Source organism: Rhodococcoides sp. S146-33 (assembly GCF_059489205.1).
On sequence record NZ_JCAJWY010000001.1, the window covers coordinates 737,099 to 753,096 of the forward strand.

14 protein-coding genes are annotated in these 15,998 nt (G+C 65.6%); 9 read left to right on the plus strand and 5 right to left on the minus strand.

Annotated elements, in window-relative coordinates:
• Positions 1 to 666: an SDR family NAD(P)-dependent oxidoreductase gene (locus AC5WEY_RS03515; RefSeq protein WP_495644704.1), complete on the minus strand. Its 666-nt coding sequence runs from the start codon at positions 664 to 666 to the stop codon at positions 1 to 3.
• Positions 663 to 1,364, minus strand: a complete 702-nt coding sequence (locus AC5WEY_RS03520) for a TetR/AcrR family transcriptional regulator (RefSeq protein WP_495644705.1) — start codon at positions 1,362 to 1,364, stop codon at positions 663 to 665. Before AC5WEY_RS03520 ends, AC5WEY_RS03515 begins: the two co-directional genes overlap by 4 nt.
• Positions 1,365 to 1,551: 187 nt before the next feature.
• On the opposite strand from AC5WEY_RS03520, the gene AC5WEY_RS03525 reads away from it, so the two are divergent.
• The 5 genes from AC5WEY_RS03525 to atzF are packed head-to-tail and all read left to right on the plus strand — an operon-like array spanning position 1,552 to position 8,279.
• Positions 1,552 to 3,099, plus strand: coding sequence for an amino acid permease (locus AC5WEY_RS03525; RefSeq protein ID WP_495644706.1), 1,548 nt, complete (start codon positions 1,552 to 1,554; stop codon positions 3,097 to 3,099).
• A gap of 3 nt (positions 3,100 to 3,102) precedes the next feature.
• On the plus strand, positions 3,103 to 3,885 hold the full coding sequence (locus tag AC5WEY_RS03530; RefSeq protein ID WP_495644707.1) for an urea amidolyase associated protein UAAP1: 783 nt from the start codon (positions 3,103 to 3,105) through the stop codon (positions 3,883 to 3,885).
• Complete coding sequence (locus AC5WEY_RS03535; RefSeq protein ID WP_495644708.1) at positions 3,882 to 4,535, plus strand: urea amidolyase associated protein UAAP2; 654 nt, start codon at positions 3,882 to 3,884, stop codon at positions 4,533 to 4,535. Before AC5WEY_RS03530 ends, AC5WEY_RS03535 begins: the two co-directional genes overlap by 4 nt.
• On the plus strand, positions 4,532 to 6,556 hold the full coding sequence (locus AC5WEY_RS03540) for a 5-oxoprolinase/urea amidolyase family protein (RefSeq protein WP_495644709.1): 2,025 nt from the start codon (positions 4,532 to 4,534) through the stop codon (positions 6,554 to 6,556). The genes AC5WEY_RS03535 and AC5WEY_RS03540 overlap by 4 nt, the downstream gene beginning before the upstream one ends.
• Positions 6,546 to 8,279: an allophanate hydrolase gene (atzF, locus tag AC5WEY_RS03545; protein WP_495644710.1), complete on the plus strand. Its 1,734-nt coding sequence runs from the start codon at positions 6,546 to 6,548 to the stop codon at positions 8,277 to 8,279. Before AC5WEY_RS03540 ends, atzF begins: the two co-directional genes overlap by 11 nt.
• Here the strand turns inward: atzF and AC5WEY_RS03550 are convergent.
• A complete protein-coding gene (locus AC5WEY_RS03550; RefSeq protein WP_495644711.1) occupies positions 8,229 to 8,870 on the minus strand; it encodes a LysE family translocator in 642 nt (213 codons plus the stop codon). The genes atzF and AC5WEY_RS03550 overlap by 51 nt on opposite strands.
• A gap of 61 nt (positions 8,871 to 8,931) precedes the next feature.
• On the minus strand, positions 8,932 to 9,807 hold the full coding sequence (locus AC5WEY_RS03555) for an SGNH/GDSL hydrolase family protein (RefSeq protein ID WP_495644712.1): 876 nt from the start codon (positions 9,805 to 9,807) through the stop codon (positions 8,932 to 8,934).
• A 267-nt stretch (positions 9,808 to 10,074) separates the two neighbouring features.
• On the opposite strand from AC5WEY_RS03555, the gene AC5WEY_RS03560 reads away from it, so the two are divergent.
• Positions 10,075 to 10,233: a hypothetical protein gene (locus AC5WEY_RS03560; RefSeq protein ID WP_495644713.1), complete on the plus strand. Its 159-nt coding sequence runs from the start codon at positions 10,075 to 10,077 to the stop codon at positions 10,231 to 10,233.
• Here the strand turns inward: AC5WEY_RS03560 and AC5WEY_RS03565 are convergent.
• Positions 10,230 to 10,472 carry a hypothetical protein gene (locus tag AC5WEY_RS03565; RefSeq protein WP_495644714.1) on the minus strand — a complete coding sequence of 81 codons (243 nt, stop codon included), beginning with the start codon at positions 10,470 to 10,472 and terminating at the stop codon, positions 10,230 to 10,232. The two genes, AC5WEY_RS03560 and AC5WEY_RS03565, sit on opposite strands and share 4 nt — an antisense overlap.
• 318 nt (positions 10,473 to 10,790) lie before the next feature.
• Here AC5WEY_RS03565 and AC5WEY_RS03570 point away from each other — a divergent pair, with 318 nt between their 5' ends.
• The 3 genes from AC5WEY_RS03570 to ggt all read left to right on the plus strand — a co-directional run bounded on the left by AC5WEY_RS03570 (position 10,791) and on the right by ggt (position 15,997).
• The gene (locus AC5WEY_RS03570; RefSeq protein WP_495644715.1) at positions 10,791 to 11,690 is read left to right on the plus strand and encodes an NAD(P)/FAD-dependent oxidoreductase; all 900 of its coding nucleotides are present in this window, start codon (positions 10,791 to 10,793) and stop codon (positions 11,688 to 11,690) included.
• A gap of 134 nt (positions 11,691 to 11,824) precedes the next feature.
• The gene (locus AC5WEY_RS03575; protein ID WP_495644716.1) at positions 11,825 to 14,038 is read left to right on the plus strand and encodes a putative bifunctional diguanylate cyclase/phosphodiesterase; all 2,214 of its coding nucleotides are present in this window, start codon (positions 11,825 to 11,827) and stop codon (positions 14,036 to 14,038) included.
• Positions 14,039 to 14,074: 36 nt separating this feature from the next.
• A complete protein-coding gene (gene ggt / locus AC5WEY_RS03580) occupies positions 14,075 to 15,997 on the plus strand; it encodes a gamma-glutamyltransferase (RefSeq protein ID WP_495645516.1) in 1,923 nt (640 codons plus the stop codon).
• The last annotated feature ends 1 nt before the right edge of the window (position 15,998 follow it).

The following is a 15,998-nucleotide window of genomic DNA, read 5'->3' on the forward strand; positions in this document are numbered from 1 at the left end:
CTAATCCGTGGCGACCTGAACCCGGAAGCGATCCCGTCCGGTGTGCAGGCTCCACAGCTGCTCGGCGAGAGCCTCGGGGCTCTTCTTCGGATCCTTGCCGTCGATGGCACCGCCGATGATCAACTGCGACACATGGATTCCCTCCGCTGCCAACTCCTCGTTGAGCAGCTGCGCGTACGCGGCTTGCCCGGCGAACGCGATGGACGTGCCGGTGACCGTACGACCGGGCTTGACTGCGGAGCCACCGTTGACGAACAGGATGGTGCCTTTGTTCTCACCGAGAAACCGCATTCCCGGAAGCACCTGGTGGACGGCAGCAATCGGTCCGTAGATGGAGAACTCGACCGGTCCGACCATGTCTGCCGGCGTGGTCTCGAGGACGGGCCGCATGAAGTCCTTCTGCGGGAGCGGGCTGTACTGCAGCACCTCGATGGGGCCGAGTGTTTCGGTCACCTGCTCCAAAGCTGCGGCGATCGAGGCCGGGTCACGCACATCGGCGACGAACCCTTTGGCGGAGATGCCGTCGGCCGCGAGCTGATCTGCAAGTGCGTCGACACGGGACTGATTACGAGAGATGAGGCCGACCGAGAAGCCTTGTGCGCCGAACTTACGCGCCACTGCTGCACCGAGACCTGCACCTGCTCCGACTATTGCTATCGATGTCATGTCGAGTGCAAGGACCGACGATCCTCGACTATTCCGGCAATCGCTTCGAGCAGGGCTTCCGCACGCCTGTGCAATCCGGAGACATCCGCGGTCCAGCCCAGCACCCGCAGGGCGGCCTCGGCGATCCCCGCCGCATCCACCGTCGGATCGCGGCGGCCGTTCTCCCGGTCTGCACGCGCGTTGACCACGGTTTCCACCAGGCGAAACGGTAGGTCTTCCGTGCCTTGCCGACGCTCGGAGTCGAGCTGAACCAACGTGTCCGACGCGATGGCCGCATACAGGCTCATCAACGTGTATCGATGGTCGCGGAAGGTCTCGAAGCGCTCGCTGCGCAGCTCGGGTAGCAGGTAGAGCGCGCCGAGATTCCACGTGGACGCGGCGAGCTGCCCGGCGTCGAAGTAGGCGAGCGCATACATCTGTGTCGACGCCTCGACCCCGGAATCGCGGATGCGCTGCGCAACAGCCAACGGCGCGTCGACGGTGCCGCTCAGAAGTGCGTCGAGGATGTCGTCCTTGGTGGCGAAGTGGTGATAGAGCGAGGCCTGACGCAGTCCGACGGCGTCGGCGATGACGCGAGTCGAGGTGTTGGTGAAGCCGCGTGTGGTGAACAGCTCGGCTGCAGCGTCGAGAATCTCCTCGCGGGCGGTGTCCCCTGCCCGCTTCTTTGTGCTCAACCTCGGTCTGCCTGCGCCGGTCATGGCCCCATCTTGTCAGCTCGACGTGCAGGTGAGATTTCTGTCATCTGATCGAAATAGACGAAACGAGCTTGTTTCACGACGGTCACCGCCCGGGAACGGCGGCGCCGAAAACTATCAACTGACAGAAACCCGCCTCGGCGATGCAGCGGGCGGTCACTCACCACCCACCTCGCCCGTAGGAGAGAACATGAGCTCGACAACACTGCCGGCCCCGGGCTCGGGTTCGGAACCGACGTCCACCACCGACCATTCGGATCTGGCGGCCCTCGGCTACGACCAGCAGCTGCACCGCAGCCTCGGTAAGTACGCGTCGTTCGCCGCCGGCTTCTCGTTCGTCTCGATCCTCACCACCATCTTCCAGCTCTTCGGCCTCGGCTTCAGCTTCGGCGGCCCGGCCTTCTTCCTCACCTGGCCACTGGTGTTCCTCGGCCAGTTCATGGTGGCCCTCAACTTCGCCGAACTGGCGGCCCGCTATCCCATCTCCGGCGCGATCTACCACTGGTCGAGGCGCATGGGCGGCGAGCTCGTCGGGTGGTTCGCGGGCTGGTTCATGATCATCGCGCAGATCGTCACCGCCTCCGCCGCCGCGATCGCACTGCAGGTGGTACTCCCCAGCGTCTGGGGCGGATTCCAGCTGATCGGCGAGGACACCGCACTCACCTCGTCGAGCGGAGCAGCGAATGCCGTTGTGCTGGGCTCGATTCTGCTGGTACTCACCACCACCATCAACTGCATCGGCGTGAACTGGATGTCGCGCATCAACAGCATCGGCGTCACCTGCGAAATCGTCGGCGTCATCGCACTGGTACTGGTGTTCTTCACCCACGCCGAGCGCGGACCGCAGGTCGTCTTCGATACCGGCAGTGCCGGAGCAGATCCCGGTTACATCGGAGCCTGGATCGTCTCGGGCCTGATGGCCGCCTACGTCATGGTCGGCTTCGGCTCGGCAGGCGAACTCGCCGAGGAAACCCGCAATCCCCGACGCGTCGCACCACGCACCATCCGCCTCGCCCTCTCGGCATCGGCACTCGGCGGCGGTCTGATGATCGTCGGCGCACTGATGGCCGCACCGAGCCTCACCGACGGTGAGCTTGCGACGCAGGGACTTCCGTACGTCATCGACTCGATCCTCACCTCCCCATGGGGCAAGGTCCTGCTCATCGACGTCGCCATCGCCGTGTTCATCTGCACCCTCGCCATCCAGACCGCGGCCTCACGGCTGATGTTCTCCATGGCCCGTGACGGTCGACTGCCCGCGTCCGCTGCCCTGGCAAAGGTCAACTCACGCACCGGGACCCCCATCGCACCCTCGGTGCTCATCGGCCTCGCCTGCGTGGCGATCCTGGCCGTCAACGTCGGTAACTCCGCGATCTTCACCACGTTGTCGAGCGTGTGCATCGTGCTGATCTACCTCGCCTACATGATGGTCACCGTCCCGCTGCTGATCCAGCGACTCAAAGGATGGCCGCACGGCGGCGTGCAGAAAGACAACGACGGCGAGAAGCTCTTCACCCTCGGACGCCTCGGCCTGCCCGTCAACATCGCCGCAGTTCTCTACGGCGGCCTTATGGTGATCAACCTGTCGTGGCCGCGAGCCGAGATCTTCGACCCCACCGGCGAATTCCCCCTGCTGCGGTGGGCCGCACCCCTGACCGTCCTCGCCGTGATCGTCGTCGGTATCGCCTGCCTGCCCCACGGCAAAGCCCACCCCAAGCCAGTCACGATCGGAGCCTGAACCATGAGCACGGCAACAACGTATTCCGCCAAGGAACACGCACGATCCCAGGCGACGGTCGCGCCCGCACCCACCGCACCACAGGGCATCTCGGAACTGACCTGGGCCGAATCGGTGCCCGGCGGCAGCTACACCACCAAGGTTCTCGCTCGCGGAACCCGCCTGCGTCTCGTCGACGTCGACGGCGCAGCCTGCGCCAACCTGCTGCTCTATCGCGCCGACGCGCCATGGGAACGGCTCAACACCGCCGACACCGTCAAGGTTCCCTGGCAGGCCTACTTGAGCGCCGGGCACCCGCTTCTCTCCGATCAGGGCCGCGTGCTGGCGACCATCGTCGACGACACCTCCGGCCACCACGACGCACTGTGCGGCACCACGTCCTCGGCGACGAACACCGCGAAATACGGAGAGAGCGGGCCACATTCGTCGGCCCCGGCAGGGCGTGAACTGTTCACCCTCGCCGCAGCCAAACACGGACTCGAACCACGTGACGTCGGACCATCGCTGTCGTTCTTCCACGGCGTCACCGTCGCCGCGGACGGGACCCTCGTCAGCACCGGCTCGGCCGGACCGGGCCGCTCGGTGGACCTGCTCATCCACCTGCCGGTGATCGTGTTGCTCGCCAACACCGCTCACCCACTGGACCCCAGTCCCGACTACCCCACAACGACGCTCGACGTACTGGCCTGGAAGGCACCCGAAGAGCTGCTCACCCTGGCCAACACCGAACCGGAATACCAGCGCGCAGTGCTGAACACCGAGAACGCATGGAAGGCAGCGCAATGACCACAAGTGCAGTGACCGCCTGCACCCTCGAGACCACGATCGTGCGAGACGAGATCGCCCCCGCGTTCGGACCCTGGTCCGCCGTCGTCGAAGCAGGTGACATCCTGACCATCGTCGACCTCTACGGCAATCAGGCCGTCGACACCCTGTTGTACGGCGCACACGACCACTCGCTCCGGTACTCCGCAGCTGCCACGGTCACCGCGCAACAGAACCTGTTTCTCACCACCGGTACCGTTCTGCGCAGCGATGATTCGACTCCGCTGATGACAATCGTCGAGGATGAGGTCGGCAATCACGACACCGTCGGCGGCGCCTGCTCCAGGGAATCGAACACCCTGCGTTACGGCCACCACACCCAACACCAACACGCGTGCGTCGAGAACTTCCTCATCGAGGGTTCCAAGTGGGGTCTCGGCAAGCGAGACCTCGCCCCCAACATCAACTTCTTCATGAACGTGCCCGTCGACGCCGACGGCACGCTCGGAATTGTCGACGGCCTCTCGGCCCCCGGCAAGAAGCTCCGACTGCGCGCCGAGATCGACACGTTGGTGCTGGTCTCGAACTGCCCGCAGATCAACAACCCGTGCAACGGATTCGACCCCACCGCGGTGCAGATGATCGTGACGCGAGAGTCGGCTCGCGCATGAACGCAGTGAATTCGACAGCGGCCAAGATGACCGTGCAGCGGCCCGGAATGCTCACCACGGTGCAGGACTGGCCGGGACGCGTCGGCTACTGGAAGGTGGGCGTACCGCCGTCGGGTCCGATGGACGATCTGTCGTTCCGGCTCGGCAACACCGCGCTCGGCAACCCCGAGGGCGCACCGGGACTCGAATCGACCATGGCAGGGCCGGCATTGACGTTCGACGCCGACACCTACGTCTGCGTCACCGGTGCCGCGGTGCCGGTGCGCATCGACGGTCGACCGGTGCCGCAGTGGCGACCCGTACTGGTTCCCGCCGGTGCGAAACTGGACGTCGGCACCACGACCGGCCACGGTCTGCGGGTGTACGTGCTGATCCAGGGCGGCCTCGACGTCGACGATTATCTGGGCAGCGCAGCAACATTCACGCTCGGGAAGTTCGGCGGGCATCGCGGCGGCATCCTGGGCGAGGGCGACATCATCGGGTTGGCCGGCCGATCGGACAACTCCGCCGTCCTCGGACCGATCCCGATGGAACACCTGCCGGTGCATACGTCCGCCTGGGACATCGCCGTCACCGAGGGCCCGCACGGCGCACCCGAGTTCTTCACCCGCGAGGACATCGATACCCTCTACGCCACCCGCTACGAGGTGCACTTCAACTCCGACCGCACCGGAGTCCGGCTGATCGGCCCCAAGCCGCAGTGGGCTCGCGCCGACGGCGGCGAGGCCGGACTGCACCCGTCGAACATCCACGACAACGCCTACAGCGTCGGCGCATTGGACTTCACCGGTGACACGCCGATCCTGCTCGGTCCCGACGGCCCGAGTCTCGGCGGATTCGTCTGTCCTGTCACCGTTGTCGCGGCCGAACGCTGGAAGCTCGGCCAACTGCGCCCCGGCGACACCATCCGATTCGTTCCGGTCCGGGCCGCAGCCACCGCGCCGCTGGGATCACTCGGCCTCGCCCGGCGCGCCTCACTGCCCGCGGTGTTCTCTGCCGGCGGCGACGGCGACGACGGCGTCATCGCTCGGCGCGACGCCGACACGTGCGTCACCTACCGCCGGTCGGGCGACGACAACGTGCTCGTCGAGTACGGCGACATGAAGCTCGACCTCACTCTGCGAGCACGAGTGCACGCGTTGCACCAGCGGGTCGAGGCGATCGCACCCCGTGGCCTGCTGGATCTGACCCCGGGCATCCGGTCGCTGCAGGTCAAGGTGAATCCCGATGTGCTGTCCATCGATTCGCTGATGGGCCTACTCTCCGAGGTCGAGGACGATCTGCCCGCGGCCTCGGAACTCGTGGTGCCCAGCCGCCAGGTTCGACTACCGCTGTCGTGGGACGACCCGTCGACCAGGGAAGCGATCCAGCGTTACATGCACGGCGTGCGTGCCGACGCCCCGTGGTGTCCCTGGAACATCGAATTCATCCGACGGATGAACGGACTCGATTCTGTCGCAGACGTTTTCGATACAGTGTTCGCGGCCGACTACATGGTGCTCGGACTCGGCGACGTGTATCTCGGCGCTCCGGTGGCGACGCCGCTGGATCCACGACACCGCCTGGTGACGACGAAGTACAACCCGGCACGCACGTGGACGCCGGAGAACGCCGTCGGCATCGGCGGCGCGTACCTGTGCATCTACGGCATGGAAGGCCCCGGCGGCTACCAGTTCGTCGGCCGGACCACGCAGGTGTGGAACCACAGTGCCGCGTACAGCGGTGGTCCTTTCGAGGAGGGCACACCCTGGCTGTTGCGGTTCTTCGACAGGATCTCCTGGTACTCCGTCGAACCCGAGGAGCTGATGGACCTGCGCGCCGATCTGGCGGCCGGCCGCGGCGGTGGAGTGCAGATCACCGACGGTGAGTTCTCACTCGCCGAGCACGAGAACTTCCTCGAGACCAATTCCGAGTCCATCGCCGAGTTCCGCGCGACCCAGTCCGTCGCGTTCGGAGCCGAGCGAGACGCATGGTCGGCCGCCGGAGAATTCGACAAGAGAGGCAAGATCGATGCTGCCTGAGGTACGAGAACGAGTTCTGCAGGCCTACAAACGAATCGCGGAGGTCGACCGCCCCGAGGTGTGGATCACCCTGCGCGACGAGGACGACGTGTTGGCCGAGGCCACGGCGCTCGAACGTGCCCTGGAGGCAGGCGCAGATCTACCCCTCGCCGGCACACTCGTGGCGGTCAAGGACAACATCGACGTGGCGGGGTTGCCCACCACCGCGGCTTGCCCCGAATTCGCCTACACGCCCACAGAGTCCGCCACTGCCATCGAGCGATTGACGAGCCAGGGCGCACTGATACTCGGCAAGACCAACCTGGACCAGTTCGCCACCGGACTGGTCGGCACCCGGAGTCCCTATGGACCGGTGCGCTGCGCATGGGACCCGGCTCTGGTCTCGGGAGGCTCGAGCTCCGGCTCTGCTGCGGCCGTAGCACTGGGTATCGCGGACATCGGAATCGGTACCGACACAGCCGGTTCGGGACGAGTCCCCGCCGCATTTCACGGCCTGGTGGGCATCAAGACCTCGCTGGGAATCGTACCGAACACCGGGGTGGTGCCCGCGTGCGCCGACTACGACTGCGTCACCGTGCTCGCTCACGATCTCGACAGAGCCACGGCGGCCATGAAGGTGATGGCCGGCCCTACCGAGGCCGATCCACGCAGCCGGGCCTGGCCCGCCGACGTACGACTGGCCGCGTCGCCGGAACCCCGGGTCGCCGTTCCGCGCACCGAAGATCTGGTGTCACTGAGCCCGGCGTACCGTCGGGCATTCGAGGCGACGGTCGCGGGCCTGAACGAGAGAGGCTTCACCTACGTCGAGGTCGACATCTCGGGGTTACTCGATGCGGCGACGCTTCTCTACGACGGAGCGATTGTGGCGCAGCGCTATTCGGCCGTCGGAGAATTTCTGGACACTGCTCCGGCCGGTGCCGATCCCACGGTGGCCGCGATCGTCGGATCGGCGGCGGGGCCGTCGGCGCACCGATACGTGGACGATCTCGGCACCCTCGCTGCCGCGAAAGCCGCGGCCCGCGAACTGCTGCACGACGTCGACGGTCTGCTGCTACCCACCACGACCGAACATCCGAGTATCGCTGCGGTGCAGTCGGATCCGCTGGGCATCAATCGTCGCCTCGGTACGTTCACCAACTTCTGCAACCTGCTCGACATGGCCGCGGTGGCCGTTCCCGGTGCTCCGACGCCGGACGGCCATCCGTTCGGAGTCATGTTCGTCGTTCCCGCGTTCGAGGATCAGATCGCCATCGATCTGGCTGCTCGGCTGAGCGAAACGCAGGCACCCTCGCTGATCGACGACGGCATCGAGGTTCTGGCCGTGGGAGCACACCTGCGCGGATTTCCCGTGCACCACCAGTTGACCGAACGCGGAGCGCGATTCAGTGGTGAGGTGACGACGTCCGCGGACTATCGGCTCGTGGATCTGCACACCACGCCGCCCAAGCCCGGTCTGGTACGGCGGGAAGGCGAGGGGGCACCAATTTCCGGCGAGCTGTACCGGATGTCCGCTGCCGCGCTCGGCACCTTCCTCGCCGGGTTGCCCGCGCCGATGGGGCTGGGTCCGGTCGAGTTGTCGGACGGTCGCTGGGTCACCGGGTTCTGCTGCGCGCATGATGCGGCCGACAGAGGGACCGACATCACCGAGTACGGCGGTTGGCGCGCCTACCGCTCAGGCGGGAACGGGCCTGCCGCCGTCGGTGGCGACCCGGACCGCGAGTAGCCCGAGCACCGTGCCCATGAGGTAGCGCTGCATCTTCAGCCAGGTGGGCCGGACGGCAAGGAACCTGGCGATCGATCCGGCCAGCACCACGATCAGCAGGTTGACCGCGACCGCCACGGCGATCTGCACACCGCCGAGCGTGAAGCCCTGCAGCAGAAGGTGACCGGCCGCGGGATCGACGAACTGCGGGATGACGGAGATGTACATGATCGCGATCTTCGGGTTCAGCAGGTTGGTCACCAGACCCATCGTGAACAGCCGGCGTGTCGAATCCTGTTGCAGCTGAGTCGGTTCGAACGCCGACACGGAGCCCCGCAGCGCCTGCACGGCCAACCAGGCGAGGTAGGCAGCGCCCGCGAGCTTGACCACCGTGTACAACGCAGGCACGGCCGTGAACACCGCTGCCAGGCCGAGATTGGTGGCCGTCAGATAGACGAGGAAGCCGACAGCCACACCTGCGAGCGAGACCATTCCCGCACGCCTGCCCTGCGAAATGCTGCGCGAGACGAGGTAGATCATGTTGGGCCCCGGCGTCAGAACCAACGCCAGAGCCACCGCGAACACCCCGATTACAGCGGAATACGAGACCATGATGTCGAGCATGGGCGAGCGGGGCCAACGGTTCCATGGCCAGTTGCCATGTCGTGGTTACCTATCCGGCGCGCACGGCTTCCGCGACCGCGTCGCCTATCGCGGCCATTCCGGCCGCCGTCGGATGCAGTGGCGCAGCAGGATTCTGAGGGATGACGCCCTCGAAGTATCGCTGATCGGCAGCCACGCAGACGTCGTGGCCGACGCTCAGCGGCTCGGTGTCGACGAACTCGGCACCGTGCTCGTCGGCCTGCGTCTTCAGGGCCTCGTTCATTGCGGTGATGCTGCCCTGGATGTAATCGGCGTCCTCGGGGAGCATCGGCTGAGTGGGGAAGCATCCGCCGTCCGGCAGATACGTGCCGTAACCGACGACCAGGACCCGGGCGTCCGGCGCACGCTCGGCCACCGCGTCGAGCATCGCTCCCCAATTCGGGGCCTTTTCCGCGATGGCGGCCGCGACGGTGTCGACGCCGCCAGCAGTGAGGCGGTCCTTGCAGTTGTTGGTCGCCGACGACGCCGTGAATGTCAGACAGCTCACAGCCGTCGAGACCAGCCCGATGTCGTTTCCACCGATCGTGATCGTCACCAGATCGGTGTCGGCAGAGAGTGCATCGAGCTGCACCGGAACCTCACCGCTTGACGTGCTCTGCGGAGTGGAGACGATGTTCTCGGTGATTGCCCCCGAGCATGTGACATCGACGAACGAAGCAACAGCGAGTTCTTCCGCGAGAACGTGCGGGTAGTTGGAGTCGGATTGCTGGCATCCCGGCGCGCCGACCTGGTCGGGGATACGCGGACCCGACGCGGCCGAATCCCCGAGGGCGACATAGTCGAGCGGGTCGGGAGCGCTCGCCGTCGGCGCGGGCGATTCCGTCGTGCAGGCCGTGAGCACACAGGCAGCCGCAGCGACACCGGCGAGGATTCCCTGGATTCTCACAGCTACGACGCTACAGCTGCCGGTAGCCTCGACCGGGTTGTCCGCAGGAAACGTCTACACAACGACATCTACACAACGAAGGCAGGAACATTTCATGATCACCAATTTCATCAACGCCATCCTCGGCGGCTTCGGCTCCATCTCCGCAGGCAGCAGCGGCTTCGAGCTGGCACCGGGCACCCTGCCCTTCGGCCTGTAGAGAGCGGCCGATCGAGTACCCGTGCGGTGTCGACGGTTCGTTCGGCACCGTGCGGGTACCCCCACGTCATGACCTCCCAGAACAAAGACAACACCTCGGCCCCCGACGCAGAAGAGGACGTTCAGTCCGACCCGGCAGCCTCTTCCGAGGACAACGATTGGTCCAGCGAAGGCGGCGCAATCGAAACCGGCCCCGCGACCTCGGACGAGCGCACCGACAGCAACTAGCCGGTCAATCGGCGGGGAACGGCCCGCACCGTGCGAACGTCGCCGTCGGCGACGATGTGCTCGACCGTCTCGCCTCGGGCACGCATCGATTCGCCGACGCAGAATTTCACTCGGGCATCGCCGAGCCAATCCACGCCGACGACAACCCCCAGAGTTCCCTTGGGGATACCGCTGCGCCACCGCACGCGCCCCAGATCTCGGACCGCCACAACGGTCTCGCCTATCTCGAAATGACCCATACGTCCCCCCGGGCTCGATTCTTACCGACCAGTAGACCTCGAATGAACTGCCTGTTCAAGCGGTACATCCGCGCTTACGGTCAGCACTAACAGCGCGGTGGTTGAAAGTTCCTATCCGAAAAAGATCGATCCCCTGCTTCGGTGGACCGAGTCGTGAGTCTCGGTATGTGATACCCGAATAAGTTGCTGGATTGGCAATGAAACTTGCCGATAGTAGGTTTTCGGCCGCACACTCCCTACATGACTTCAGACACTGTTCACCACACCCCGGTCGACGCGATCATCGTCGGCGGCGGCGTTGCCGGTCTCAGCGCTGCGGTGGCCCTCGGCCGGTCCCGACGCTCGGTTGTTGTCGTCGATGCCGGCGATCCCCGCAATGCGCCGGCCGCGCATTCCCACAACTACCTCACCCGTGACGGCGAATCGCCTCTCGAACTGGTACGGCTCGGCCGCGACGAGGCACGTGGCTACGGCGTCCACATCATCGAGGGCACTGCCCGGTCGGCAAGCCGGACAGATTCCGGCTTCGAAGTGACATTGGCCGACGGCTCCGTCGTTCGTGGCCGTCGCCTGTTGGTCACCACCGGGCTCACCGACGTTCTCCCGAACATTCCCGGCCTCGCCGAGCGGTGGGGCCGCGACGTACTGCACTGCCCGTACTGCCACGGCTGGGAAGTTCGAGACCGTGCGATCGGCATCATCGGCAGCGCGATGTCCGGGCACCAAGCTCAGATGTGGCGTCAGCTCACCGACAACGTCACGGTGTTCGCCCATACTGCCTCGGAACTCACCGCCGAGGAGCTACACCGACTCCGGGCCCGTGGCATCGACATCATCGACCAGGAGATCGCTCGGGTGGATGTGGCCGACGACGCGATCGTGGGCGTCACCCTCGCGGACGGGCGGGAGGTTCGACTCGACGCGCTGGTCGTGGGACCCAACTTCGCCTCTCGCGCCGACGTCCTGGTCTCGCTCGGAATCGATACCACCGAGATGGTGATGAACGACCACGTTCTCGGCACCTACATCGAGGCCGACCCCATGGGTGCTACCTCGGTGCCCGGTGTCTGGGTGGCCGGGAACGTCGCCGCACCCATGGACACAGTGGTCGCTGCCGCGGCCGCCGGCGTGCGAGCCGGTGCCGCGATCAACGGGGACCTGATCGAGGAAGAGGTTCGCAGCGCAGTCCAGCGGAACACCTCCGCGGCGGCGACCTGACAGCTGTTGTGCCGCTTTCCCCTCATACGACAGATCCGCCACCGAATTCACTGATCGAAGACGTATATTCACCGGAGGAGGCGTCGAAAATAGGCGGTGGGCAGGCCGCGCGCGAGCAGGAAGTAGGTCCTTCGATGAACACGAAGGTCGCTGCGCCCTTTGCCGTCCACTCCAGACGAACAGCAGGACTCGCTGCGGTGGCCGTCATCGCGACCGCATTCTTCGTTCTCGGTAACGCCGACGTGCGGGCGGGAGTCCTGGCCACAGTCGCCGTCGGCTCGGTGCTCACCATCAGCGCCGCCATTCGCCGCTACCGTCCCGACGACTCTCGGTGCTGGTGGGCACTGTTCGGTGCGTCGGTGGTGTTCATGTTCGGCGTCTCGCTCCGGGGTGATCCCAGCCATTCCTTTTCGTTGCTACCGGACCTGTTCACGCTGACCGGGTACGCACTCGTCGGATACGCACTGTCGCGGTGGATCCGAGATCGCCAGTCGATCGACGACATAACACCACTGGTCGATGCCGGCCTGATCTTCCTCGGCACCCTGTTTCTGTCATGGTTGCTGTTCATCTCACCGGCCCTGGAATCCTCGTACTCGTCGGCATCGACCGTGGTGAACGGCGTGTACCCGGCGATCGACGCGGCGCTGATCACGCTGACCACCTACCTGCTGTACTCGTCCAAACCCCGCACACCGGCTCTGCGATGGGCACTGATCGCTCTGATTGCGACGCTCGTCGGAGACGTCTCGTACGCATTCGCCGCCACGACTGCCGACGCGCCGTCCTCGGGTCTGCTCGACGGCATCTACCTCTTCGCATACCTCTCCCTGGCGATGGCAGCGCTCGACCCGTCGATGCGCACCGTCTCTCAGCGACAGGATCCGGCACCCGCCCACAGCAACCGTCGGGTCGTGTTCGTGGTGACTCTGCTGGTCGTGTGCGCCACCGTGCCCCTACTGGGCTCGGCGGTATCCACCGGAGACCTGGTGGTGCGTTCGCTGTTGCTCGCGTCGATCCTGGTCGGTGCCTTCCTGCGCGGCGAACGTGCGCTCACGCGAGTCCAGTTCGGCAAGGAACACGCCAAACACCTCGCGGCACACGACCTGCTGACCGGCCTCCCCAACCGCACGATGCTGGACGAGGAATTCGCCAGGCACGAGCGTTCCCAGGCCCACGGACGCACCTGCGTCCTGTTCGTCGACCTGGACAATTTCAAGATCGTCAACGACTCGTACGGTCATCGCGTCGGTGACGAACTGATCGTCGCCGCTGCGCGTCGGATCCGCGCAGCCGTCGGTGCCGCCGACTCCGTCGTTCGATACGCGGGCGACGAATTCGTGATCTTGTCCCGGCGCGATCGTCTCGGCGCAGAAGCGTTGGCACGCCGCATCATCGACCGAATGAACGAGCCGTTCCCGCTCAGCGCCGCAACGGCCTACGTCACGGCATCGGTCGGCATCGCCGAAGCAGACCGCCTGCACGACGCCATCCGCGAGGCCGATACCGCGATGTATCACGCCAAATCCCTCGGCGCGGCGCGCTATGCGTTCTTCGACGAATCCTTGCGCGCACGTGCCACTTCCGCGATGGAAACCACGACTGCGCTGCGCGGTGCAATCAGGCGCGGCGAGCTCGAGGTGTACTACCAGCCCATCGTCGACACCGCCTCGCGCACCACGGTCGTCTACGAGGCACTCGTCCGCTGGAACAGGGACGGCCGGGTGTGTACGCCCAACGAATTCATTCCGATTGCCGAATCCACCGGTCTGATCAAGGAGATCGGAGAGTGGGTGCTGCGGTGCGCGCTCTCGGATCTGGTGACACTGCGCGCTCACGATCAGGACGTCACGATGTCGGTGAACGTATCCCCGATGCAATTGCGGGACGATTCGCTGCCGACCATCGTGCGAGGACTGCTCGACGAGTTCGGGCTCAGCGGAGCAGATCTGGCGCTCGAGATCACCGAGAGCATTCTGATCGACGACATGGGCACTGCGAAAAGCCTTCTCGATCGGCTCGCTGCGATGGGTGTACTCATCGTGCTGGACGACTTCGGAATCGGGTACTCCTCGCTGAACAGGTTGCGCGCGATGCCGATCGCGCTGCTCAAGATCGACAAGTCGTTCGTGCACGAGATCGGTCGTTCCGAATCCGATACTCAACTGATTCGCGCGATCGTCGCCATGGCCTCGGCGCTACCGGTGAACACGGTGGCCGAAGGTGTCGAGACGGAGGAGCAGGCCTCGATCATCGAGTCACTCGAATGCCGCTTCGCGCAGGGTTTCCTGTTCGGCAGGCCGGCTCCCATCGCACACTGGCTCCTCGAATCCGCGCAGCAACGGTGATCACGGTGTTAGCGTCGAGCGGTGTCTGCAACCGGAATGCGCCCGCTGCGATCGACCGCTCTTGCCTGTGCCCTCCTGCTGGTACCGCTCGCCGCGTGTAGCAGCAGTGACAGCACCGGCACCGACTCCGCCGCCGAGAACAGTTGCGTTCTCGGGGCCAGCGGCGGCACGCCGGTAGGAGCGACGCCCAGCGCGGGTTCGGGCGACATCTCCACCAATCCGGAAGTCGCGACCGGCTATCGATCCGACATGACGCCGGTGGAGACCGCGTCGTACTCGGTCTCGACGGCGAACCCGGTGTCGACCGAAGCAGCGTGCGAGGTATTGCGTAACGGCGGTACCGCAGCCGACGCACTGATCGTCGCGCAGACGGTGCTCGGTCTCGTCGAACCGCAGTCGTCCGGTATCGGCGGCGGTGCCTTCCTGATGTACTACGACGCCGCGTCCGGCGAGGTACAGAGCTACGACGGCCGCGAAACCGCGCCGATGAGCGCCACCGGCGACTACCTGCGATACATCGACGACGTGAACCGGACTGTGCCGCAACCCGATGCGCGGTCCAGTGGCCGATCGATCGGCGTACCGGGCGTGCTGCGCATGCTGGAGCAAGCCCACGACGATCACGGCGACAAGCCGTGGGGGGATCTCTTCCAGCCCGCGATCGAGCTCGCCGACAACGGAATCGAAATCAGTCCACGGATGGCCTCGTCCATCGCAGACTCGGCGCCCAAGCTCGCCCTCGACCCCGCGTCCAAGGACTACTTCCTGCAGCCGGACGGTACCGGCAAGCCGACCGGAACAGTGCTGAACAACCCGGCGATGTCGAAGACGTTGTCCACCATCGCAACCGATGGTGCCGACGCCTTCTACACCGGCGACATCGCGCAGGCCATCGTCGACGCCACCGCCGATACCACCGCCGGCCGGACCCCCGGACAGATCACCCTCGACGACCTCGCCGGATACGAGCCCAAGACCCGCACCGCCGTGTGCACCGAGTACCGGGACCACGACATCTGCGGTATGCCGGGACCGTCGTCGGGTGGCATCGCGGTGGCGTCGACGATGGGAATACTGTCGAACTTCGATCTGGCGCAGTACGCCCCGACGGGAATGGACGCCAACGGCGGAACCCCGACGGCCGAGGCCGTGCACTTGATCTCCGAGGCCGAGCGACTGGCCTACGCCGATCGCGACAAGTACGTGGCCGATCCGGACTTCGTACCCCTGCCCGGCGGTTCACCCGACGCCTTGCTCGACCCCGAATATCTCAGCAGTAGAGCAGGACTCATCGACGAGTCGAAGTCGATGGGCACCGCACGACCCGGCGACTTCGGCCCGGTGCAGTTCGCCTCGTCCACCGACCCAGAGCACGGCACCAGCCACATCTCCATCGTCGACAGCGAGGGCAACGCGGCATCGATGACGACGACCGTCGAATCGGCTTTCGGCTCGTTCCACATGGTCGACGGCTTTCTGCTCAACAATCAGCTCACCGACTTCTCCGCGGCACCCGTCGCCGAGGACGGAACTCCCACGGCCAACCGCGTCGAGCCCGGAAAGCGTCCGCGCAGCTCGATGGCCCCGACGCTGGTGTTCGACCGGGGCGACGACGGCGCACGCGGTGATCTCGTGTTGGTCGCCGGATCTCCCGGCGGATCGGTGATCATTCAGTTCGTCGTCAAAACGTTGGTGGGACTGCTCGATTGGGGCATGGATCCGCAGCAGGCGGTATCGATGGTCGACTTCGGTGCGGCCAACACACCGTCCACGAACTACGGCGGCGAGCATCCGAACGTGACGGGCGAAAACGATCCCGTGGTGGTGAAGCTGCGCGAGATGGGCCATCAGGTCTCGGTCGCAGACCAGTCCAGCGGACTGAGCGCCCTGCAACGCACCGACGACGGTTGGATCGGGGGCGCAGACCCCCGCCGTGAGGGTGAGGTACTGGGTGGGTAGG